This is a genomic window from Methylobacterium jeotgali (genome assembly GCF_022179345.1).
Taxonomy (GTDB): Bacteria; Pseudomonadota; Alphaproteobacteria; order Rhizobiales; family Beijerinckiaceae; genus Methylobacterium; species Methylobacterium jeotgali.
In genome coordinates this window covers 20393-42406 of record NZ_BPQR01000056.1, presented here as the reverse complement: position 1 = coordinate 42406, position 22014 = coordinate 20393, and the positions used below count along the sequence as shown (strand labels likewise).

The following is a 22014-nucleotide window of genomic DNA, read 5'->3' as shown; positions in this document are numbered from 1 at the left end:
GGCCTCAGATCAGGTTGAAATAGGTCGCCTCGGCCGAGGTGCCGACGGCGTTGACCTGGCGCACGGCCATCTGGAGGAAGGCCGGGCCCTCCCGCAGCGGCAGCGGAAGTTGCGAGCCGTTGGCGAGCGTGAGCATCACCGTGCCCGGCGCGGTGCAGTTCACGAAGAAGACGAGCCCCGGCGTCACGTCGACGTCCTTCGCCGGGATGGCGACCGCGCCCTGTACGACGCGCTCCTGCACCGGCATCGGGTTGGCGGCCGAGACGTCGGCCCCGCCGATCTGCGCCTTGACGGTGAGCACCGCGGCCAGCGCCGTGAGGATGTTCCCGAGCACCGCCGCGGCGGCATCCTGGCGGGCCGCGGTCGCGGCGCCGCTCGGGAGCGCGACGGTGAGCGTCGCCGCGAGCAGGGCGCGCAGCTCCTCAAGCTTCGCGTTCGTCGCGGCGCCGGTCGGCAGCGGAAGCGCTGACGCCGAGACGGCCAGCGTCGCCGCCAGCCGGTCGGCGATCGCCTGGAGCTGCACGGCCGCCGCGTCCTGCCGCGCGGCGGAGGCCGCGCCGGCGGGCAGCGGCAGGCTGTCGGCCGAGACCTTCAGCGTGCCGGCGAGCTTGCTCCACAGCGCCTTGAGGAGGCCGTTGACGCTGGCGCGCTGCGCGGCCCCGTCCCAAGCCGGATCGAGGTCGGCATCGCGGTCGTAGATCACCATCAGCCGCGCACCGGCGGCCATCGCCGAAGTGTCGAAGGCCAGGGTCAGCACGCCGCCGGCGAGCGTGGTGTAGCCCTTTCCGGCCGTCCCAGGCGCATAGATCACGGCCGCGGCGTCGAGGTTGATGACGCCGAGGAGGTGGCGCACGTCGAAGCCGTCGATCGCCGAGAGGTCGAGCGTCCGCGCGCCGGGCACGAACGCCCAGCTTCCAGTCAGGAACTGCTTCATGAGGGCCTCAGCCGAAGAGGAGTGCGCTGACGAAGGCGGCCTCGGAGGCGAGGGCGAGCGTCGTCGCCTGCGCCGCGTCGTCGACGGCGAGGTCGACGGTGAGGCTCGTGTCATCGATGACGAGGTCGAGTGCGGTATCGCCGGGCCCGGCCTCGGGCGTGGTCCGGCCCTTCACGGTCCCCGTGAGCCAGGTCCGGCGCTCGCCGGCGGCGGGCACGCGCACCAGGGTCAGCGTGGCGAGCCGCCCGATCGGCATGGCCGCCGTCTCGGAGGCGGCGAGCCGGCGGCGCAGCACCGTCCTGCCGGCGGCCTGGTCGAGGACGAGGCGGCCGGCGCCGCTGTCGGAGGTCGCGGCGACGATCGCTCCGCCCTGCCAGCGCAGGGTCAGGACGAAGCGCTCGCCGGCGCCGACGACGTAGGGGAAACGCTGGCCGTCGGCCCGGCTCCACAACCGAAAGGCGAGGTCGACGGTGTCGCCGGCCTCGAGGGCGAGACCATCGTAGCGGGTCGGACGCATGGGAACCCCGCTCTCACTTCAGCTCGACGGTGCGGGCCGAGAACGACCAGTGCAGCGTCGTGCCGGCGATGCCGGTGGCGGCGACCGCGAGGCCGCCGAGCGTGGTGTCGGCGGCGATCGACGGCGGGTTGAGGCCGGACAGGGCGCCCGTGCGCGCCTTCGCGGTCACGACGGGCGTGTAGGCGGCGATCGAGACGGAGGCGGCCGTGGTGCCGCGGGTGATCGCGACGAGATCCACGTCCCACACCGCGAAGTCTGTGCTCGCCGGGTCGGATGCGACGATCCTGATGCCCGAGAGGACGAGCTTCTTGTTGTTCTCAACCACGTTGAAGGTGTTGCTCGCCCCCGCTGTCTGCATGTCCGAGGTCAGGCGCACGGCGGTGCTGCCGTCGGTCGTGATGCCGTTGAGGAGGTCGACCGCCATCACCTGCGTGTCGCCGGCCGTCGAGAACACGGCGTTCGAGTAGGCGAGTCCGGCGCGCCGGGCGTAGCTGTAGGCGCCGAGGGCGACGGAGTGATTGACCTGCGCCGTGACCTGCCGGCCGAGCGCGGTCGTGTACTGCCCCGCCGCGTTCGCCCCGAAGCCGCCGGCCGTGCTCCAGCGGTTGACGTAGCTACCCGTCCCGACGGAGCTGGTGAAGCCGGAGTCGGTCGCCGGGATCGGCACGTTGGGGAAGTCGTTCGAGACCGCCGTGCCGTAGGGCATGTAGCTCGGCTGCGTGGCGTTGAAGCTGTTGCCGCTGGCGACGATCGGACCCGTCGGCGTGACGGTCTCGATCAGGTATTTGGAGATCGTGGAGCCCGACTTCATGAAGATATTGCCGGTGATGATTGCGCCGGTGTTCCGCGAGACCACGATGTCGGAATAGGTGTTGGTCGCCTCCAGGCTGTTGTTCGTGAACCGCGTGCCCGAGATCACCGGGGCCTGAGTGAAATTCCCGCTGTCGATGAAGGCGCCGTTGCGGGTGTTGGCCGAGAGGTCGCCGCTGATCCACGTGAAGGGCGTAGAGGTGGAGGCGTACTCGCTGCGCAGGCCGTAGAGGTTCTGGTAGCTGCGGCACTGGATGAAGGTCGAGTTCGCCCCGGCTTTGATCCAGACGCCCGCAAAGGCGAAGTTGTTGTTCGGGAGGTTGCCGGAGAAGTTGGAGGCGAGGCAGTTCCAGTCGGACGCACCGTCGAGGGTCAGCCCGGTCTCTCCGTAGTGGTAGACCATCACGTTGTTGAGGACGCCCGAGCCTCGGTTCTTGCCCACGTAGATGCCCGTCTTCGGCGCGTAGTCGATATACGCGTTGAAGATCTGAATGCCGGTGCCGTAGCTGTTGATCGTGTCCTCGGGGAGCGAGATGCAGTGCCCGGCGGTGTTCTGGTAGCCGCGGCAGTCGATCACGATGTCGCGGATCGTCGGCATCCGCAGGCCGCGGGTGTTCGTGGAGGCGACGGCCGGGACCGTGATGAAGTCCTGCGCACAGCCCACGGTCGCGGTGAGGAGCGTCGCGCTCGCCGAGCCGGGGCCGATCAGGATGGTGTCGGGGCCGGGGATGACGATGCCGCAGGCGCGGTAGGCGCCGCTGGTCGCGCCGACGAGCCGGCAGGGCACGCGATAGGTGTTGCAGTAGGCGAGCCACGCGTTGATCTGCGCCGTGTTGTCGGCGCTCGCGACCGAGATGCCCCACAGGGTCGAGGGCACGTCGAGGCCGCCGAGGACGCGCGCCAGCGTGTCGGTCACGCCGGGCAGCGCCACCTTCAGCGCCGAGGCGTCCGACTGCTCCACCGCGGATCGGCCGGCGGCCGTGGCGTTGAGGAGCGCGCCGCGGCCCAGGGTGCCGTCCACGTTCTTGAAGAAGAGGGTCCGGTCGGCCCGGTTGATGGCGATCTCGCCCTGCGACAGCGCCGCCGGCGCGTTGCCCGGCGTGGTCGAGGACTGGATGTCGAAGGCGGCCGCCGGCGCGGCGAGGGCGAGGACGAGCGCCAGGGCTCCGGCGAGTGCGCGGATCATGCGTGGCCTCAGAAGGTGCCAGGGTTGAAGAGGTCGACGAGCGTGCCGCCGTCGTTGAACCAGAGGGACGGACGCCCGCCGGCGACGCGCACGAAGCGCACGGTCCCGGCCGGGATCTCGGCCGCGATCGGCGCGGTCGGCTTCGCGAGCACCAGGGCGGGCACGGCGCCGGCGACAGCCTGCGCGGCGGCCGCCTGCGCGTCGGCGGCCGCCTGGACCGCGATCGCGGCCTTGTCCGTGGCGATGGCGGCGCCGCTGCCGGCGGTGGCGGCCGAGGACGCGGCCGCGTCGCGGGCCGCCTGCGCCTCGGCCGTCAGCTCGACGCGGACCTGGAGCGACTGGCCGGACGACCAATCCGAGGCCGAATTGGTGTTCGCGAGCTTGACGAAGATCTGCCAGGGCTCGGGATCGATCGCGAGATAGGTGAAGCCCTTGCCCTGCCCGTTCTGGGCGGACCGCTCGGCGAGGGTGCCGACGGCGTCGAACTTCACCGGGCCGGCGCTGAACCGAGCCAGAAGAGCCGAGAGCTGCCGGTTCGTGGTGCTGGTCGACCGCCAGTAGGGGCCGAAAGGGGCGATCTCCCAGGCCGTCGCCTCGGTGCGGCTCGGTCCCGACCAGGCGTGTCGCAGGGTCAGCTGCGAGGCCGAGTCCCGCGAGGCGATGAGGGCGACGAAGCCATCGAGGACGAACAGGTCCCCCTCGGCCGCCACGAAGGTCGTGGCATAGCCGGTCACGATGAGCGACCCCGCCGCCACGGCGACGGAGTTGAGCGGCACGGCCATGTCGGGACTCTCAGTCGGCCGAGGCGGGCTCGGCGGGCGGCTTGGGGAACCGGGCCTTCACGGCCTCGCAGGCCTCCACGACCGCCACGGCATCGGCCGGCAGCTGCAGGCCGTGCTCCTGGAGGACGCGGAACACCTTCATGCAGGCGTCGAGCTGGTCGCCGAGCGCCGGGTAGCTCTCCGCGCGATGCAGGCGGGCGTCGGTCCGGTGGCGCAGGACCGGCGCGCCGCCGTGGTTGGGTGCGGTCCCCTCGGCCATGCGTCGCTCCTACGTGGTGAACGTGAAGACGCCGGGAAGATGCGGCTCGCAGAGCACGCGCACCGTCCATGTGCCGGTGTGCTCGAAGTCGAGCGCCAGGGCGGGCGCCGACCAGGGATAGACGCTCGGCTCGAGGCCGCCGGGGTTGCTGATCTCGATGCGGCAGGGCACCGGCAGGCTCGACAGGGTGAGACCGTCGAGCACCGCCGGGCACGGCGTCCGACGCGCGACTGTCGGCACTCCGCTCGACAGGTCCACGTAGTCCCGGTCGATGCGGCCGTCGCCGAGGAGGATGCCGCCCTGGCGGAGGCGCTCGCGCTGGATATGAGCGAGCGCCATCCCGCCCCGCCCGGTGATCCGGCCGGTCTCCGGATCGAACCGGACGAACGGACGGGGGACGACAAAATCCGGATGCCCCTGACCTTCCTCGGTCGGGTGGGCCATCCAGTCGTCGTTGCCCGGCAGCACCGACAGGCTCGTCCAGTCGAGCCCGCTCACTTCGAGATCTCCATCACCAGGATGTCGCAAACCCCGGCGCTGGCGACGTTGGTTTGCACGGCCTGGAACTCGTAAGTGCCGGGACCGACGTCGATCTGCTTGATGAGCAGATCCGGAAGCATGTAGGCGACGCCGTTGTTCGTGAAGCTCGCGCCGGCCTCCGTGCGGATGACGTTGCCGTTGGCGCGGATCTCGATGTTCCCGACTTGGGAGGCGTTGCCGAAGCCGCCCGCCGTGCGAGGGCGGAACATTGCGAAGATGGCGAGGCGGGTGTTCTGCCCGCGCGTGTTCGTGAACGAGTAGCCGGTGATGAAGCCGCCGCCCTCGGCGCCGCGCACCGTGCTGACGGCGTTGTCGAAGATCTGGCCGTTGACGATGAGCTGCTCGACGGCGAGCGTGCGGGCGGTGATCGTGCGGCTGACGAAGAGGTTGCCGTGAAAGCGGGCCTCGAACTGGACGGCGCCGTCCAGGCGCCGCGCCCCGGTGATGACGAGGCCGCCGCTCTCGCCATCGACATAGCCCGTGATCGAGTACTGGACCTTGATGCCGTCGACCGAGGTGGCGATCGTCGAGATGCTGGCGGTGTGGTCGCCCTGCGTCGTCGAGAGCGCCTGGATCGCCTGCGCCTGGGTCGACTGCACGCCCTCGAGGTTGGTGGCGCGGACCTCGACGCTGTTGATCGCCGACGCCGTCTGGCTCACGCGGCCATCGACGTAGGAAATGCTGCCGGCGAGCGACTGGATCGCCTGGCCGTTGACGGAGATGTTCCCCTCCGCGGCGGAAACGCGCGTGGTGACTTGGTCGAGCGCCGTAGCGGCGCCGGCGAGCTGGAGGCCATGGCTGGTCACACTGCCTTGAAGGGCGGTGATGCGCGCCGCCTCGGTGTCGAGGCGTCCTTCCGTGCTCGAGGTTCGGACCGTGAGGCTGTCGAGGGCGGTGCCCTGGGCAAGGATCGTCCCGCCTTGGCCGGTGACGGTGCCGCGCAGGGCCGTCAGGTCCTGCGAGAGCGTCGAGATGCCCGACTCGGTGAGCGCCACGCGCGAGGTCAGCCCCTGCGTCGCCGTCGCCTGCCCGGCGATGGCCAGGTTCGCGGCGGTGATCTGCGCGCCGACGGTGACGAGCTGCTCGCCCTGCGCGGTCAGCACGCCGCCCTGGTTGGTGACGGTGGCCGAGAGGCCCTGGATCACCGTCGCCTGGCCGGCGATGTCGCCCTCGGTGAGCGCCAGGCGCGCGGCGAGCTGCGTCGAGACGCTGGCCAGGGCCTCGTCGGCCGAGTAGCGGAGCAGGGTCTCGCGCTCGAGGGCGGCGAAGTTGGCGCCGTCGCCGACCTTGAGCAGCTCGCGCTGCTCGAAGCTGTCGGCCGCCAGCGTCGCCTGGGCGCCGGCGAGTTCGTCGAAAGCCGCGGCGAGCTGCTGGATCGCCCCGCGCAGGGTGTCGTCGGCAGTGGAGAGGGCGAGCTGCGTTAGCTCCTCGCCGAGCGCCCGGGTGCCCCGGCCGAGGTCGTTCGCCGCGATGATCTCGGCCTGGAGCTGCCGGGTCATCTGCTCCAGGCGGAGCGAGAAATCCGTGATGTTCTCGCCCGGCACCTTCGAGGCGCCGATGGTCAGGTTCTTGTAGAACCACGGCCCGGGCAGGCCCGTCGCGCCGAAGGCCCGGGCGCGCAGCACGACGTGGCCGGGATCGACCGGGTTGAGGAGCCAGGAGCCGGTGGTGGCCGTGCCGTCGTAGATCGGCGAGAACCGCGCCCCGTCGTCGTAGGAGAGTTGGAGCTCAAACCGGACGGAGCCGCGGCCCGGGCGGACGGAGTAGTCGCAGCTCAGCCCCGCCGCGGCCTGGACGGCGTTCGCGTCCAGGCCGTCGATATGCGGCACCTCCGGATCGGCGAGCCCGTTGCCGGTGGGCGGCGGCGCGACGATCGGCGCGCCGATCGCGTCCCACACCCGCTGGTCATCGATGACCGCCTCGACCTGGGCGCGGTCCGGCCCGTCGGGCTTCACCGACTTGATGAGGTAGTTCTCGCTCAGGACCTCGAGCGGGCCGACGAGCACCGTGGTCATCTCGCCGCGGCCGTCGGAGAGCACCTGCGCCAGGCTTACGCCGCTGGCCGCCTCGGCCGCGGCGCGCGACGGCGGGTCGAGGATGATCTCGCGCAGGCTGCTGCCCTGGCCGTGGAGCGTGACCGGGCCCCAGGCGCGGCCGGTGCGGTCCCGCAGCATCGCGGCGTCGCCGGCGGCGACGGCGACGTCGGCGTCGAGCACGAGCTTGCTGCCGGCGACGTCGACGATGCCGGCGCGCCGGCGCGCCTCGACGAACCACTGGTCGACGAGGATCGAGTCCCCGCGCTTGTAGATGCGCCCTTCCATCTCGACGCCGAAGGGCGTCGTCTGGCGGCGGTAGAACCCGCAGGCGGCGAGCCAGCGGGTGAGGTGCTGCGCGTGAGCGAAGGTCCGGACGCCGCTCCAGCGCCGCCGGGTCGGCTTGAGGGAGGCCTCGCCGTAGATGGCGGTGGTCTGGCCCGGGTTACGGTAGTCGCCGTCCCGGTCGTATTCGCCGATGACGTGGCTGGCGCCGGCGGCCGTGTCGAGGTCGAAGACGATCTGCGTCGACCCCTTGAGCATCTGCCGCGGGGTGATGACGTGGCGGCGCACCGCCTTCGGCTCGTCGCGGACCAGGCTCCAGTAGCGGCCGAGATGCACGGGCTCCGCCCGCATCGGCAGCAGCACCGTCGAGGCGGCCTCCCATACCGACACGGGCCCGCGGATGGTGCCGTCGAACGTGTCGAACTCGGTGAGCGCGTCGGCGTAGTAGCGGCAGCGCTCGAGGTCGACCTGGCTGTCGGGGAGCGCGCCGCCGTAATCCTGGTTGCGCATGACGTCGAGCCAGGCCCACACGGCCTTCGACGTCTCCTGCTCCTCCCAGCCGCCGTCGGCGGTCCACACGGGGATGATCGCCCCGGCGTCCACCTCGATCTCGCTCCAGCCGACGGCCTGGCTCGCCTTGGTGGCGTAGATCCGGAGGCACATTTCGGTGACGCCCGGCCGGATGGCCGCGTCGCCGACCCAGCCCGAGGCGCCGTCCCACTGGCATGCGTTGATGGAGGCGGTGGTGCCGCTGCCCTGGACCTCGGAGGTGTCCGGCATGACGTTCCAGCCGCGGACCGCGTAGCGGCCGGGCGGGACGTCCTTGAACTTGGTGTAGCGGAGCGGGTGCGTCGCGAACCGCGCGCCCTCTTTGCCCGAGTTGGAGTCGTACAGCTCCTGCCAGGGGCCGACGATCGCGCCCGACTCGTCGATCGCCGCGTACTGGAACACCACCGACCACTCGGCCGGCTGGTTGGCGAGCACGGTGCCGCTCGCGAAGGTGTGGTTCCGCGAGATGCCCTGCGGGAACTGGAAATCCACCTGCAGGCGCGTGACCAGCGGGCCGACGCGGTTGAGGAGGAAGGGCCCGGCGATCGCGGGGTTGTCGCCCGGCCGGGGCAGCAGGCCGCCGACGCCGGTCGCCGAGATGACGTTGCTCGGCACCAGGCTCGAGGCGGTGCCGTAGACGAACTCTATCTGGTTGCGTGGATCGTCGAAGGGGGCCTGGAAGCCTCCGGCCTCGGTCCAGATGATCTGCTTGCCGGCGCGGACGGCGTAGGGGCGGTACCGCCCCAGGCCGACCGTGTGCCGCTTGAACAGGATCTGGTCGTCGCCGTCGTACTGGCTGAAATCCGGCTGCGAGAGGTCCGGCTTCATCCAGCTCCGGCCGTAGCCGCGCGGGATGCGTTCGCCGGGCTTCGGCAGGTTGCCGCCGCCGGTGACGCCGTAGACCTGGGTCCGGTCGGTCGCTTGCTTCTCGGCCTTGGTGCGCGAGGCGATGGACGCGATCGCCGTGAGGCCGACGACGGCGCCGGCGAGCGCTACGGGTCCGAAGATCGGACCGAGAAGCGCGATCGCCGTCGGGCCGCCGAACGTCGCGAGCGCCACGGCCGCCACCACGGCGGCGATCGAGACAACGGTCCCTTTCGTGCTCGAGCGCCCGCCGCCGCTGCCGCCGAGCGGCAGGTAGACCACGACGACGACGGCATCGGCCGGCAGGTACTTGCGCGGCCAGGTCTTCACGTTGCCGGCGCGATCGCGGCCGCGGGTGATCCAGGCCTCGTCGATCGGCTGGAGCGGGTCGCGGGCCCGCTGCACTGCGATCATGTGCGGGCGCGTGCGGTCGACGTGGCGGCCGATGACCTGCGACAGCCGGCGCCGGCGCGGGTCGAGCGCCACCGGCGCCGCGAGCTGCTTGCCCGCCGCGTTGAGCGTCACGAGGTGCATGGAGCGCCTAAAGCGGGAGGAAGAACTCGGCGCGCCAGCCGCGCACCAGGAGGTCGGCCGAGCCGTCGAACGTGACGCCGGCTTGCTCGTCGGCGTGGAGCACCCCGCCGCCCTCGAGGGCGAGGTAGACGCCGGCGTGAATGGCGCGGGAGGGCGACCCGGGCCGGTGCATGAGGACGACGGCCCCGTCGCTCGGAACGGCCACCTGGCGCCAGTTCCGGCGCTCTTCGTGGCCGTGGAAGGCCGCCACCAGCTCGCGTGCCGTCAGCCGGCCGTCGATGAGGAATGGCGGCAGCACGCGGCCGAACAGGTCCCGCTGCACTTCGAGCACGAGGGCCCAGCAGTGGTTCGTGGTCGTCCAGGGGCGGCCCTGGAGCGCCGAGACGTAGGCGGCGGCGTCCATCAGGCGTTCCAGAGCGCGCCGTAGGTGTCGAGGTCGTAGGTCCGGCGCGGGAACGCCTGGGTCGCGATCTCCTCGAAGCTCAGCTCGCCGTCGACGGTGGCGGCCGCCACCGTGGCGCGCTTCAGCTTAAGACCCTCGATCAAGTCGACGACGGTCCCGTAGTCGTCGCCCAGGTAGGCACGGTACGTGACCGAGATCGCGCCCGTGGCGGCCTTCAGGTACGGGAGGATCTTGCCCGAGACGTTGTCCACGCCGAGCTTCGCCGGCGTCGGCCCCGTCTTGTCGGCGCCGGGGGGCGTGAAGCGGAACGCGCAGGCGAGAGCCGTGACAGTGGTGCCGTCCTCGAGCACGACCGGCGTGTCGTCCTCGACGCCGGCGAGGAAGAACAGCGGGACGTCGAAGCCGGTCGCGTACAGCTCGACCATCGAGCGCGGCTCAGCACCGATCGGCGCCGAGGCGTAGGCCTCGTCGCGCGCCTGCTCCTGGAGCGAGGGCATTCAGAAATCCAGGATCGCGAGGGGGACGGTGACGATCACGTTCGGGCCCGAGGGCCGCCAGCTCGGCAGGCCGCCGGGGATCCGCGCGAGCTTCAGGGGAAGGGGAGTCGTCGCGCCGGGGCGCCAGCGCGGGATCATGAACCGGCCGGCGCCGTGGCCGAGGGTGTCGCGGACGAAGGCCTCGAAGGTAGCGAACTGCGCGGCCGTCATCACGTAGGCGTAGGCGATCGTCGTCCACGTCGACGTGCTCGAGCGCCGGGCCCGAGCGGGACCTTCCTCCATCTCCGTCTCGGTCGGAGCCTGCCAGGGCGTGCTCGAGCCGCCGGGGACGAGAGGGATCTGCGGCAGGCTGGCGGGCCAGGTCGGAACGGCCATGTCAGCCTCGCAGGCGGCGGGCGCCGGGGGAGATGCTGCTCAGGTCGCCCTGGCCGCGGCCCCAGCGGTCGGCGAGCGCGCTGTCCAGGCGCTCGATGATGAAGTCGGTCCCGCCGTCGCTGCGGCGCTCCGGCCGGGCCTGCACGTCGCCGCCGGCGTAGTTGTAGACGTTGATCGGCGCGCCGCCGGCGCCCATCATGCCGGCGCCGCCGCGGGCGATCGGCACCATGCGGCCGTCGGCGTTGGGCACGAAGATTTCCTGGCCCATCTCGCCGACGGTGTAGGCCCGGCCCGCCTGGACGGGGCCGCCGTTCGCGCGGAACATGCCGCTCACCAGGCCGGCGAGCCCGCCGACGCTGTTCGAGCCGGACGAGGCAGCCGGCGCCATCCCGAGGATGCCTGCCAGTGGCCCCTGGCCGGTCAGTAGGGCCTGCAGGCTTCCCCGCAGCAACATGCTCTGGATGTTCTTGAAGACCTCCGCCAGCGACTTCCCGTTCTCGATCGAGTCGGCGAGGCTCGAAGCGATGGTGTTGCCGAAGGCGCGGGACGCCTCGGCCGCCTGCTGCTGGGCCTGCTCGAGGTCGGCGAGCTTATCCTTGTACTCGGCCGTCGCGGTGGCCGCGGCCTTCACCTTGGCGATCTGCTCCTCGGTGACCGTGATGCCCTGCTGGTCGGCCGTCTCCTTCAGCTTGGCGAGCGCGATCGCCTCGGCCTTCTCCGCGTTCGACTTCCCGAAGGCTTCCGCCTCAGCTTTCGTCGCCGCGGCCGTGCGCTCGAGCCCGTTGATGAAGCTCTCGACGGCGTCGAAGCTCTCGCTCCGGCTCTTGGGGGTCGCCTTGTCGGGGTCCTTGGACGGGTCCTTCGGGAAGAACCGGTGCGTCATCGAGTTCGAGGCAGATTGCGCCTGGTCGATGAGGGTGCGGTTGCCCAGGTTGGCGCGCAGCGCGTTGCGGGCGGCATCCATCTCGGGGTCGGTGGTCGCCGTCGGCCCCTTCGGCTTACCAAGGTCTCGCGCAAGGCCGGACGCGGGCGCGTCCTCGGCGCGGAAGTAGTCGACACCGTAGACCGCCGGGCGGGTGTCGTTGTGCTGCTCCAGGTAGCTGCGGCCCGCCTTCAGGATGCTCACGGCGAGCCGGGCGCCGCCGGCCATCAGCTCCTTCCAGGCGATCGCGTCCTCTTTGTAGCCCATGCCGGCGCGGGCCATCTCGGCGTTGAACTCCTTCGCCGCCCTGTCGAGTATCGCCTGGGCATCCTTCAGCCGACGCTCCAGCTCCTGCGCGCGGACGATCTCTTCGGGCTTCAGGAAGACGAGGTCCGGGTTGCGGATGTCGTCAATGGTCTTGCGAAGGCGGTCGATCTCGATGCCGCCGGACCGGATGCGCTCGACGATCGCCGGCGGGAAGATCTTGCTGGCGAGGTCGAGGGCGGCGAGGTCCCGGCCCTTCGATTGCAGCTCGGCGATGAGGTCGAGCGCGACGCGGAACTGCGCCTCCGTGCCCTGTGCGCCGGCGAAGCGCGCGACCTGGTCGTCGGAGACATTGCCGACCTTGGCGTGCTGGCGAAGGCGGGCCCCGAAGGCACTGTCGTTCGCACCGTCGGCGCCCCCGCCGAGGCGCACAGTGAAGGCCTGCTTGGCCATGTCGAGCGACTTCACGAGGTCGTCGACTTCGACCCGCAGCCCTCGAGCCTGCGCCGTGTAGGTCTGAAAGAACGTGGTCGAGACGTTCAGCTTCGCCGCCTGGTCGCCGACCCGAGCCACCTCCTCGAGCGCCTCGGAGGCGGCCTTCGCGGTGGCCGCCATGACCTGAAAGGCGACGGCGAGCGTACCCACGACCGCAGCGGCGCCGACGAGGCCCGTGAAGGTGGGCGAGCTGGTGAGCACGCCGAGCGTGCCGACGGCTTCGTTCTTGAGGATACCGAGGTTCGTCCGGATGCCCTCGGTCGCGATGGCCGTGCTGGCCCGCGCCGCGAACATGCCGGTCTGCGTCTCGCCGGCGGCCCGCGTGACGGCGGCCGCCGTGGCGACGGCGGAGTAGTTGCTCGCCTTGGCGGCCTCGACGCCGGCGGAGGCGACCTTCGACACGTCGTTCGCTACATTGGCGGAGAGCGTCTTGAAGCTCGCGGCCAGGCCGCCGTTGGCTTCAATGCCGGTGCCGAGGGCACCGCTCACCTTCACCATGCTCGAGACCACCGAGGCCGCGAGGTCCTGCATGCCCGACTTCGCGGCGGAATGGTCCGTCGCGAAGCGGATCACCATAGGTGCGGACATCGCGGCTCCGGTCGGTCAGGCTTGGCCGTTGGCCTGGGCTTCGGCGAGGGCCTGGTAGAACGCGTCCACGTCGGGCTCGTCGGGTTGCTCGGCCGCGCCGTGGAAGCGGCGGAAGCCGTCGAACATCGCTGCCAGCTCCGGCAGCGTCAGCGCATCGACCTGACGGGGCGAGAGCCCCATCATGCCGCCGGCGGAATAGAAGACGGAGAGGTCGCCGGGGCAGCGGGGTCGCTGGTCCCCTCCGTCGTCGATTTTCCCGGCTCCGGCACTCCGGAGACCGACGCCTGGACGATGCGCGCCGCGAGCCCGATGTGCTCGGCGAGCGGTCGCTCGAAGACGTTGAAGCGCATGAGCGCCTCCGCCTCGGCTGGCGTCAGGCCGCCGCCGACGAGCCCGAGGCGGATCGGCTCGAGCACGTCGACGGCGTAGAAGTGGTGGGCGGAGAGCCGCACCAGGATCAGGCCGATGCCGGCGTTGCACCGGCGCTCCAGCTCGCCGATCGCGCCCACCGAGAGCTGGAACTTGCGGCGCTGGCCGCCGAGATCCTCGTAGACCGCGGTGGCGGAGGTGTCGGAGCCGCTCATCAGGCCGCCGCATCCGTCCAGGCGAGTTCGCCCTCGCCGCGCATCTGCGCCGAGAACTTCACCACGCCCATGCTGTCGCTCTGGATCTGGAGGTTCTCGAAGTAGACGGCGCCATCCCAGTGGCCACCGCCGCCGGCGGCCGCCTTGGCCACCAGGATCTGCAGGTTCAGCGGGACGCCGGCGATCGCGTCGGCGCGGAGCGCCTTGTAGCTCTTGGCGTCGGCGATGCCCGAGGCGTTCAGCGACCAGGCGGTGCTCTTGGGGATCGAGCGGCGCGCGGCGATCGCGTCGGGGTTGTCGCAGTTCGGCACCGTGGCGTCGTCGTACTCCACCGTCTCGGTGAGCGACTTCGTCGTGATGGTGCAGAGGAAGGTCGGGGCGTTGTCGCTCGGCGAGGTCTTGCGCATGACACGCAGGTCCTTGCCGCCGAAGGGGACGGCCTGGGTCATTGTGTTCTCCGGGGTGGTGAGGGTCAGTCGACGTCGATGAGCGTGCAGGACACGTCGATCGCGACGGTCTTGATGGCGCCGGGGTCGATCACGTCGTTGGCGCTCTGGACGGCGATGCGATCGACGAAGCCCAGCTCCTCCGGAGGCTCGGCACGGTCGATGGCGCGCATGGCGGCCCGGGCGATCTGCCAGACCTCGTCCCGGTTGAAGCCGGCGGACTCGGCGAGCACGCGCAGGCTGATGGACCAGGCCGGCGCGTCGCCGGTCTCGATGCGCCGCACGCTGATGGGGCCCATGCAGAGCCACGGCAGCTTGTCCGCCTCCTTGTCGCTCGGCACGTCGTCGCGGATCTTCTTGCCCACGAGCGCCGTCACCGCCGGCGAGGCGCGCAGCAGCATGCCGATCTGGTTCCGGAGTGCGAGCTCGGGCGTCACAGGTCCCCCTCGAGGGTTTCGGCCTGGTGCAGCTCGCGTTCCTCCATCACCCCGTCGACCGCGGGGTAGAAGAACGGCTGCGCTGCTGTGCCGGGATGGGTGCGCTCGGACATCCGGCTCGCATCTGCGACGCGGAAGCGGCGGCCGGTGACCGGGTTGAAGGCGCCGGCGCGCGAGCTGCGGCCGGTCTCGACGTTGACCGTGGTGCCGCGGCGGCCGCCGCGGATGCCGCCCTGGGTGCCCGTCTCCACCAGGAAGGCGTAATCCAGGTCGTACCAGCGGCCGCGGCCGTGCGTAGCGCTCGCGGTGACGGTGAAGAGGCCATCCTCGCCGGTGGCCTTGATGCCGCCGTAGAGGCGACCCGTGTCCTGCGGGACGTTGGCCTGTGCGCGCCGGACGATCTCGTCGGCCGCACTACTGTCGACCGCCCGCGAGCGAAGCACCATGCGTACGGTGTACTGCGCGAGAGCATCCGCGAAGGCGTCGACGCCGTGGACGGCCGCCCAGCCGAAGCGGGCGGTCGTGACCAGGCCGCCGATCATGCGGAGCCCTTCTTCAGGGAGACCTTGAGGTAGAGCCACCCGGAGCGGTCGCCGGGCGGCGCCGACTCGATCGCGTAGTCCCGGCCGTCGACGGTGACGCGATCGGCGATCGTCAGCGCCCGGGTGCGCGGGGTGTCGCGCACGACGAGCGTGCCCTGGATCGCGTCGGTGAGGGAGCCGGCCTCCGCCATAGCCCGGCCGGACAGCGGCCGGAACTCGGCGCGGACCGTGAACAGGTCCTGGTACCCGCCGCGGCTCTCGAAGCCGTCGTCGTCGAGCTGTGGGCGCCCCCGAAAGGTCGCCCGCTTGTCGAGCCGTCCCGCCTGCATGGCGCTACACCGCCACGCGGCGGAACGGCGCCAGCAGGCGGTCCACCGTCGGGTTGTCGACGAGGTTCGCCTGGACCTTGCCGTCGCGCTGGTCGAACAGGTCGGCGACCAGGAGCAGGATCGCGGAGCGGATCGGCGATGGCACGGCCTCGCCGGCGTCGCCGTACCCGGCGCGGAAGGTGATGCGCCAGGCCTCCGGATCGAAGTCGTAGGCGGGCCAGGCCGCGCCGCGGGCGGGCACGACGGCGACGCGGTCGGCCGTCATCGCCACCGTGCGCCAGGCGCTCGTCGGCAGGACGGCGTAGACGCCGCCCTGGAGCACCTCGACCGTCGTCACGGCCTGGATGGGCACCAGGTCGAGCACGAAGCCGGGCAGGCCGCCGGCGGCCGCCATCGGCCGCGGCGCCGTCGCCAGCCACACCTGGCTCACCAGGGCGCGGTTGAGGACCCCGGTGCGGCCGTCGACATGCGCGGTGGCCGCGTCGATGGCCGCCTCGATGTCGAGGTCCTCGCCGTCGTCGTCCTCGTCGAGGCGCAGATGCCGGCGGGCGCGGGGCACGTCGACCACCGCCGCCGTCGGCGCCTCGAGGCGCCGATAGACGAGCGGCGCCTCGCAGCGTGCGGGCCGATGAAGGTCGACGAGCACAGTCATTCCGCCCTGTCGGCGGGCGCCAGGCGCTCGGCCCGGGCGGCGACAGCCGCGTCGAACTCGGCGTCGTCCTTCGGGGCCCGGGCCCACTTCTCGGCGAGGGCGACCGTCGCCAGATCGCCCTCGACGGGGTCGCCCTTCTCGAAGCGCTGCGGATAGGCGTTGCCGTCGGGGGCGCCGTCGAAGGTCTTCACGGTGATGCCGCGGGTCATCCGGACCGTCCTGCTGTGCGGAGTGCGGGCGGCCGGGCCCGAGGGCCCGGCCGGCGTGGGTCAGGCGTTCACCGCCACCTTGTGCAGGCGCAGGCAGGTCGGATCGGTGACGCCACCGCCGACGCGCTTGCGGCTGTAGAACTGCACGAAGGGCTTCTGGCTGTAGGGGTCGCGCAGGACCTGGACGCCGATGCGATCGACGACGAGGTAGCCGCGCTGCCAGTCGCCGAAGGCGATCGGCAGGGCATTCGCCGCCACGTCCGGCATCGCCGCCAGCTCGGCGACGGGGAAGCCGAGGATGGTCGCCGGATCGCCGACCTGCGTCGACGGCTCCCACAGGTAGCGGCCCTGACCGTCCTTCAGCTTGCGGATCGCCCCCTGGGTTTTGCGGTTCATGATGAAGGCCGCGTTCGGGGTCCGCTCGCTCGGCAGATCGTGCACCAGGTCGATGAGGCCGTCCGCAGCGAGGGCGGACGCGGCGCCGCTGTTCACGGTCGGGATCGCGCCCCAGGGGTGCGGGGTGCCGCTGGCGTACTGGAGGAGGCCTTTCGGCTTCTGAATGCCGTCGCCGTTCACGAAGGCGAGGCCCTCCTGGTACGCCATCTCGGTCATCACCTCGTCGCCGAGCCAGGCACCGATGTCGATGAGGGCATCCTCGAGGAGCTGCTGCGAGGCGATCGGCATCGCGTACAGCTCGCCGGTGGTGAAGGTCGCCTGCTGGAACTGGGCGTTGCCGGTGCCGGGGCGCGCCGTGGTCTCCCCGACCCAGCCCGAGGCAGTCGCGCGATCGTTGTAGACCTTGGTGAAGCCGGTGCTCGAGATCGAGATCACGCGGGCGAGGGTGCGCATCGCCGAGACGATCTTGAGCTTGTCGGTGATGGTCCGGTCCCACTCGACGGGGGCGAGGAGGCCGCCATCCGGGTTCGAGCCGACCGACAGGGTGGCGCGCGGGCCGGCGAACTGCTGGGCCTTGATGGCGCTCTCGCCGTCGCCCGTGCGGGCGTAGGCGGTGAAGGCAGTGTTGTAGGCCGCGTCGTCGCCCGGCCGCGGCGCACCGCCGCCGGTGATCGCCGCGGCGGCGATCTTGATGGCCAGCTCGCTCAGGGAGGCCTGCAGCTCGCCGACGGCGGCGTTGATGCGGTCGACCTTCTCGTTGGTCACCACGTCTTCCTTGCCGGCCTTGGCGGCGAGCTTCGTCTCGTTCTCGGCCTTGAAGGCGTTGAAGGCCTGCTGGAGCTGGGCCAGCACCGCCATCGGATCGCTGGCGTCGGCGCGGAAGGTCGCGCCGAGGATGCCGCGCGGCATGGCGGTCGCGGCGCCGACGCCGGCGATCGCCAGGAACGGCGCGGCGGCCGGGAGCGCGCCGGCGGCCTGGAGCAGCTCGCCCATGGCGTAGGCGTCGGACACGGCGAAGAGGGCCGCCAGCGCGAGCGCCGCGGCCAGGAACAGGTTCTTCATGGTGATGGAGGCTTTCTGCGGTCCGGCCTGGGGATCAGGAACGGAGTGAGGCGATCAGCTCGGCGGCGGCGCCGAGCCAGTTCGGGTCGCCAGCGCCAGGCGTGGCGGAGGGTCGGGCAGCGTCGTGCGTGCCCTTCACTTTCGAGATCAGCTCGCGGGCCTGCGTCCGCGGCATGGAGCGGCAGAGGGCCAGCTCCATCTTGCGGACGGCGTTGCCCGCCCGGGCGGAGGCGCCGGCCTCCTCGTCGAGGACGGAGGCGTCGGCGCCCATGACGCCGTCGGCGAAGCCGCGCTCTACCGCCAGATCGGCGCCCATGTACGTCTCGGCGTCCATCCACCCGGCGATCGCCGCCTCGTCGGAGCCGGTGCGGGCCGCGTAGACGCCGACCATGGCGGCGTCGAAGGGCTCGAGGAAGGCGGCCGTCTCGGCGAAGTCGTGCCGGTTGCCGACGGCCACGACCCAGCAGTTGTGGATCATGATGAAGGCGGCCGCGCCGATCTGGATGTCCTCGCCGGCCATGGCGATGATCGAGGCGGCCGACGCTGCGAGCCCGAACACCTTCACCGTCACCTTGCCGGGGTGCTGGAGGAGGCGGTTGTAGATGGCGATCCCCTCGAACATGTCCCCGCCGGGGCTGTTGATGTGGATCTCCACGTCGGCCGAGCCGAAGCCGGTGAGCGCCTGGTCGACGCTCTCGAGCGTGACCGCGTGGTCGCTCCAGTAGTCCCGGCCGATGACGTCGAACATGCGGATCACGTTCGGGCCCGACTCGGCCGCGCGGATCGCCGGGTTCCAGCGGTCGTAGACCTCCGGCTTCGACAGGGCGGCCACGTCGACCTTACCCGGCAGCTTGATCCGGCCTGGGCGCTCCCGCGCCAGGACGCGAAGGCCACGCGCTGCTGCCGCCGCGGCGCCGTCGATCAGCACCACGCGCCTACCGCTCGCGGTCATGGTTATCCTCCGGAGGATCGTGCTCGTCGGGCTCGTCGGCGGTAGCGGGCGCCATGTTCAGCGCGACCTGGTAGATGTCGCCGCCCTCGATCGCGTCCTCGTCCTCGAGGGCGCGGACATCGTTCGCGGAAAGCCAGCCCCATTGGCGGCCGACGGCGTAGGCCGCGTAGCGGGTCTTGATGTCGCCCCGCACCAGCGCGTTGATGTTGAACCGGGCGTAGAGGTCCGGCTCGCCTGGCGTCAGGTCCCGCTCGATGGCCTCGGTCCACATCGTGAGCGAGTCTTGGAGGGTGTAGGCCACGAAGCCCCGGCCCATGTTCTCCAGGCCGTTGCCGAAGCTGGTCGCCTTCGAGGTGAGCCCGAGCATGTGTGGGGGCACGCCGAAGAATTGGGCGACCTCGTACTGCGAAAACTCGCGGCTCTGGATGAACTGAGCGTCGACGTTGTTCAGGCCGAGCCGGTCATAGGTCATCCCGTCTTGCAGGATGAGGTTCTTGTGGGCGTTCTCGGCCCCGCGATAGGCCTCCAGGGAGTCCCGAAGCGCCTGGACGCCTTCGGGGCCGAGCTTGCCCTTCGCCTGAAGCACCCCGCCGATCGAGGTGCCGTTGCGGAACATGGTCGAGGCGTGCTTCGCGGTGGCCAGCGCCTCGCCGATGGTCTCGCGGGCGTAGGTGAGCACCGAGACGCCGTTCACCCCGTCGAGGGTCAGCCCGCAGAGGTAGAACACGTCCGACTGCGGGAAATCGACCGTCGAGCCGTTCGCCCGCGTGTAGCGGAAGGAGAGCTTGAGGGTGCTTCGGTCCTGGATCACCTGGACCCGGTCGGGGTCCAGGGGGTGCAGGGCGATTATGCGGCGGCCCAGGCGCACGATCTGCGCGAAGGCCTTGCCCCGCAGGAGCACGCAGGCCTGCATGTACCGGCGGAACTGGCTCGGCGTCTGCCAAGCGTTCGGCCGCCGGCGCAGCACCTCCCACAGGGGGTGATCGTCGGCGTCCTGACGAGTGCGCGCGTCCACCCGGCGCTTGAGGTCCAGCGGCAGGGTCGCGACGGCGCCAGAGATCAGGCTGACGCACCGGAACACCGTCGCGGTCTTGAGTGCCGTCTGCGGGGTGACGGTCTCTCCGCTGGCGCTCGTCGCGCCGGCGCGCATGAACTCGGCCAGCGCCTCCGACGTGAGATCGCCGAGGTTGGTCTCCTGGACCATGGCGCGGGGCGGCGCGGCCGCCGGCGACGCCGAAGCGCCGCCGAGCGGGATGCGCGGGACTACCTGCATGGGCGGGGCCTCAGAGGATCAGGATGCCGCCTGGGGTGTCGTCCACCGGCGCGTTCTGCGTCGCGGCGCCCACCGCCATGGCGAGGGCGACCAGCGCGTCGATGCGGTTCGTCGCCTTGCGCTTCTCGAACCAGCCGTTGTCGAAGGCGTCGGTGGTGATGACGGCCGACATCATGGCCGAGATCAGCACCGGCGAGCGGCGCAGGCGGATGCGGCCCTCCAGGATGAGCGACTCCAGCTCGCGGATCGAGCCGGGCATCCAAAGCCCCTGGGGCGGGTCGCGGCCGTCCTGTTCGGCCGCCTCGAGCTGTGCCTCCGTCGGCCGGGCCCGGCGCTTGCCGCCCTGCGGGTGCTCGACGAAATTGACCTCGAGGTTGAGCGCGTCGCACTCCTCCTCGAACCGCTTGAAGGTGTGCCGATCGTAGGCGAACGCCTCGATCAGGTAGGTCGCGGCGTCCTGCGCGAGGCTGGCCGCCACGAAGTCGAGCCGGATCAGCTTGCCCGGCACCGCCTGGAGCCAGCCGTCTCGCTCCCAGACCTCGTAGGGGGCCTTGTCGGCCAGGGCGCGAGCCGCCAGGGTATCGCCGGGCGTCCAGGCCTCGACCCAGGCATCGTAGGTCGGCCGACCGTCCGCCGTGGTGCCGGACCGGGCGCAATAGGCCTTCGCCGTCATGTCCTTCGAGGCGGAGAGGTCGAGGCCGCCGAACACCTCGTGCCCGGCATGCTCCTCGGCCGGGTCGAAGTCCGCGAGGACCGCCTCGAGCGCCTCGCGGCCCATCCAGGCCTTCTCGGCGTCCGTCCAGACGCAGAAATGGAGGCGCAGGATGCCGTTGAGCTTGCCCGGCATCTGCCGCGCCTGGTCGACGACGCCGGCGAGATACTCCTCGCTGATGGTGACGCCGAGGAGCGGGTTCGCCTTGGGCCAGCAGCTCGGGTCCGTGAGCGGATCGTCGCCTGGATCGAGGGCGCAGACGAAGGAAAACGTGGTGTCGTCGATGACCTCGCCGACATAGGTGAAGGCCGCGTCGGGCTCGCGGGTGCCGGCGGCGACCCGCACGGCGTGCTGATGCTCCTCCCAACAGACCGAGTTGCGGTCGGTGCCGCTGTTGGTGATCATCACCAGCAGGGGCTGGCGGCGGAACTTGAAGCCGCGCTCGAGCATCTCCAGGACGCGGCCGTCGCGGTGCTCGTGGACCTCGTCACAGAGGGCGAAGTGCGGGCGCGGGCCGGACTGCCCGTCCTCCGAGGAGATCGGCCGCATGAAGCTCGCCGACTTCCCGTGCGCCAGGTTCCAGACCGGGTTGAGGCCGCTCTTGGTGATCGCCGCGGAGAGCTTCGGCGACAGGTCGACCATGGCGACCGCGTCGCGGAACAGGACGAAGGCCTGATCCTTCTTCGACGCGGCGGCGTAGATCTCCGCCCGCTTCTCGCCGTCTGCGGCGAGGCCGTACATCCCCATCTTGGCCGCCCAGGGCGACTTCCCGTTGCCCTTGCCCTCCTCGATGTAGGCGCGCCGGAACCGGCGGGTGCCGTCGGCCCGCTTCCATCCGATAATCGAGCCCGACTTGAACGCCTGGCTCGGCTGGAGGACGAAGGGACGGCCCTCGAATTGGCCGCCGTTGAGGCGGCAGACGCCGGGGCCGAAGCCGATCCCGCGCTTTGCGGCCGCCAGATCCCAGGTGAGACCACGGCCTGGACCGTCGCGGAGATCCTGGAGGTGGCGACGGCAGGCGTTGCGGACGTGCGGGCCCTGGATCACCTCGCCGGTGAGCACCGCCTGGGCCCAGCCGGTGACCGGATCGTGCTCGGGGTCCACGCGCTCCCGGATCAGCTCCGCGACGCTATAGACCGAAGCCATCGTCTTCCTTCTCGGGCGGCTTGATCTTCGTCACCCGCCCGCGGGACGATGGGGTGAGCCCCAGCTCGGCGGCCGCGCTCCGGACTTCCTTCGCCGCCCGGTTCGCGACGGCGAGGTAGGGGTTGTACATCGGCACGCCCGTGCGGGGCGCCGGCACCACCTCGCCGTGCTCGGCGATGTGCGCCTCTGCCTTGCGCATACGCACCAGGTTCCGGACGTAGACTTCGACGGTGGCGCCGATCTCGCGGGAGAGCGTGTTGCACTCCCGCAGATCGGTGATGACGGCGTCCCACTCCGAGGCGTGCTCGGCGTCGAACCCTGGCGGCATCTCCGGTTCGCCCAGGACCTTCGCGAGATCCAGGGCCTCCGCGGCCGCTTCGCCGATGCCCTGGCTCGCCAGCCTCATCTCGAGCGGGATGGGCTTGCGTCCGCGCATC

General features: G+C 71.2%; 24 protein-coding genes. All 24 read right to left on the bottom strand.

All coding sequences use genetic code 11. The features are described 5' to 3' along the window. Window positions 1-4: 4 nt before the first annotated feature. The 24 genes from MFF04_RS16165 to MFF04_RS16050 are packed head-to-tail and all read right to left on the bottom strand — an operon-like array spanning window position 5 to window position 22013. Window positions 5-934: a hypothetical protein gene (locus tag MFF04_RS16165; protein WP_238277267.1), complete on the bottom strand. Its 930-nt coding sequence runs from the start codon at window positions 932-934 to the stop codon at window positions 5-7. A gap of 7 nt (window positions 935-941) precedes the next feature. Next, on the bottom strand, window positions 942-1451 hold the full coding sequence (locus tag MFF04_RS16160; RefSeq protein WP_238277265.1) for a hypothetical protein: 510 nt from the start codon (window positions 1449-1451) through the stop codon (window positions 942-944). Between the two features lie 13 nt (window positions 1452-1464). Further along, on the bottom strand, window positions 1465-3447 hold the full coding sequence (locus tag MFF04_RS16155) for a right-handed parallel beta-helix repeat-containing protein (RefSeq protein ID WP_238277264.1): 1983 nt from the start codon (window positions 3445-3447) through the stop codon (window positions 1465-1467). Window positions 3448-3455: 8 nt separating this feature from the next. Next, window positions 3456-4229 (bottom strand): hypothetical protein, encoded by a 774-nt coding sequence (locus MFF04_RS16150; protein ID WP_238277263.1) that lies wholly within the window; start codon window positions 4227-4229, stop codon window positions 3456-3458. 10 nt (window positions 4230-4239) lie between these two features. Beyond that, window positions 4240-4488, bottom strand: a complete 249-nt coding sequence (locus MFF04_RS16145; protein WP_238277262.1) for a hypothetical protein — start codon at window positions 4486-4488, stop codon at window positions 4240-4242. Between the two features lie 9 nt (window positions 4489-4497). Then, window positions 4498-4986 (bottom strand): hypothetical protein, encoded by a 489-nt coding sequence (locus MFF04_RS16140; protein ID WP_238277261.1) that lies wholly within the window; start codon window positions 4984-4986, stop codon window positions 4498-4500. Further along, window positions 4983-9293: a host specificity factor TipJ family phage tail protein gene (locus MFF04_RS16135; RefSeq protein ID WP_238277260.1), complete on the bottom strand. Its 4311-nt coding sequence runs from the start codon at window positions 9291-9293 to the stop codon at window positions 4983-4985. The genes MFF04_RS16140 and MFF04_RS16135 overlap by 4 nt, the downstream gene beginning before the upstream one ends. Window positions 9294-9300: 7 nt before the next feature. Beyond that, the gene (locus tag MFF04_RS16130) at window positions 9301-9696 is read right to left on the bottom strand and encodes a hypothetical protein (RefSeq protein WP_238277259.1); all 396 of its coding nucleotides are present in this window, start codon (window positions 9694-9696) and stop codon (window positions 9301-9303) included. Then, complete coding sequence (locus MFF04_RS16125; RefSeq protein ID WP_238277258.1) at window positions 9696-10193, bottom strand: DUF1833 family protein; 498 nt, start codon at window positions 10191-10193, stop codon at window positions 9696-9698. Before MFF04_RS16125 ends, MFF04_RS16130 begins: the two co-directional genes overlap by 1 nt. After that, a complete protein-coding gene (locus MFF04_RS16120) occupies window positions 10194-10568 on the bottom strand; it encodes a hypothetical protein (RefSeq protein ID WP_238277257.1) in 375 nt (124 codons plus the stop codon). It abuts the gene before it with no gap. A gap of 1 nt (window position 10569) precedes the next feature. Further along, window positions 10570-12837 (bottom strand): hypothetical protein, encoded by a 2268-nt coding sequence (locus MFF04_RS16115; RefSeq protein ID WP_238277255.1) that lies wholly within the window; start codon window positions 12835-12837, stop codon window positions 10570-10572. Between the two features lie 15 nt (window positions 12838-12852). After that, window positions 12853-13020: a hypothetical protein gene (locus tag MFF04_RS16110; protein WP_238277253.1), complete on the bottom strand. Its 168-nt coding sequence runs from the start codon at window positions 13018-13020 to the stop codon at window positions 12853-12855. Continuing rightward, window positions 13017-13421 carry a gene transfer agent family protein gene (locus MFF04_RS16105; RefSeq protein ID WP_238277251.1) on the bottom strand — a complete coding sequence of 135 codons (405 nt, stop codon included), beginning with the start codon at window positions 13419-13421 and terminating at the stop codon, window positions 13017-13019. Before MFF04_RS16105 ends, MFF04_RS16110 begins: the two co-directional genes overlap by 4 nt. Then, window positions 13421-13870 carry a phage tail tube protein gene (locus MFF04_RS16100; protein WP_238277249.1) on the bottom strand — a complete coding sequence of 150 codons (450 nt, stop codon included), beginning with the start codon at window positions 13868-13870 and terminating at the stop codon, window positions 13421-13423. Before MFF04_RS16100 ends, MFF04_RS16105 begins: the two co-directional genes overlap by 1 nt. A 23-nt stretch (window positions 13871-13893) precedes the next feature. Next, the gene (locus tag MFF04_RS16095; RefSeq protein ID WP_238277247.1) at window positions 13894-14304 is read right to left on the bottom strand and encodes a DUF3168 domain-containing protein; all 411 of its coding nucleotides are present in this window, start codon (window positions 14302-14304) and stop codon (window positions 13894-13896) included. Next, entirely contained in the window at window positions 14301-14846 is a 546-nt protein-coding gene (locus MFF04_RS16090; protein WP_238277245.1) for a hypothetical protein, read from the bottom strand. Before MFF04_RS16090 ends, MFF04_RS16095 begins: the two co-directional genes overlap by 4 nt. Next, the gene (locus MFF04_RS16085; protein WP_238277244.1) at window positions 14843-15175 is read right to left on the bottom strand and encodes a head-tail adaptor protein; all 333 of its coding nucleotides are present in this window, start codon (window positions 15173-15175) and stop codon (window positions 14843-14845) included. The genes MFF04_RS16090 and MFF04_RS16085 overlap by 4 nt, the downstream gene beginning before the upstream one ends. Before the next feature lie 4 nt (window positions 15176-15179). Next, complete coding sequence (locus tag MFF04_RS16080; protein ID WP_238277242.1) at window positions 15180-15827, bottom strand: head-tail connector protein; 648 nt, start codon at window positions 15825-15827, stop codon at window positions 15180-15182. Beyond that, a complete protein-coding gene (locus MFF04_RS16075; RefSeq protein WP_238277240.1) occupies window positions 15824-16036 on the bottom strand; it encodes a hypothetical protein in 213 nt (70 codons plus the stop codon). The genes MFF04_RS16080 and MFF04_RS16075 overlap by 4 nt, the downstream gene beginning before the upstream one ends. Before the next feature lie 60 nt (window positions 16037-16096). Continuing rightward, entirely contained in the window at window positions 16097-17494 is a 1398-nt protein-coding gene (locus tag MFF04_RS16070; RefSeq protein ID WP_238277238.1) for a phage major capsid protein, read from the bottom strand. Window positions 17495-17528: 34 nt separating this feature from the next. Then, a complete protein-coding gene (locus MFF04_RS16065; RefSeq protein ID WP_238277235.1) occupies window positions 17529-18446 on the bottom strand; it encodes a head maturation protease, ClpP-related in 918 nt (305 codons plus the stop codon). Then, a complete protein-coding gene (locus MFF04_RS16060) occupies window positions 18430-19719 on the bottom strand; it encodes a phage portal protein (RefSeq protein ID WP_238277233.1) in 1290 nt (429 codons plus the stop codon). The genes MFF04_RS16065 and MFF04_RS16060 overlap by 17 nt, the downstream gene beginning before the upstream one ends. 10 nt (window positions 19720-19729) lie before the next feature. Beyond that, entirely contained in the window at window positions 19730-21577 is a 1848-nt protein-coding gene (locus MFF04_RS16055) for a terminase large subunit (protein ID WP_238277232.1), read from the bottom strand. After that, the gene (locus tag MFF04_RS16050) at window positions 21561-22013 is read right to left on the bottom strand and encodes a phage terminase small subunit P27 family (protein ID WP_238277231.1); all 453 of its coding nucleotides are present in this window, start codon (window positions 22011-22013) and stop codon (window positions 21561-21563) included. The genes MFF04_RS16055 and MFF04_RS16050 overlap by 17 nt, the downstream gene beginning before the upstream one ends. Between the last annotated feature and the right edge of the window lies 1 nt (window position 22014).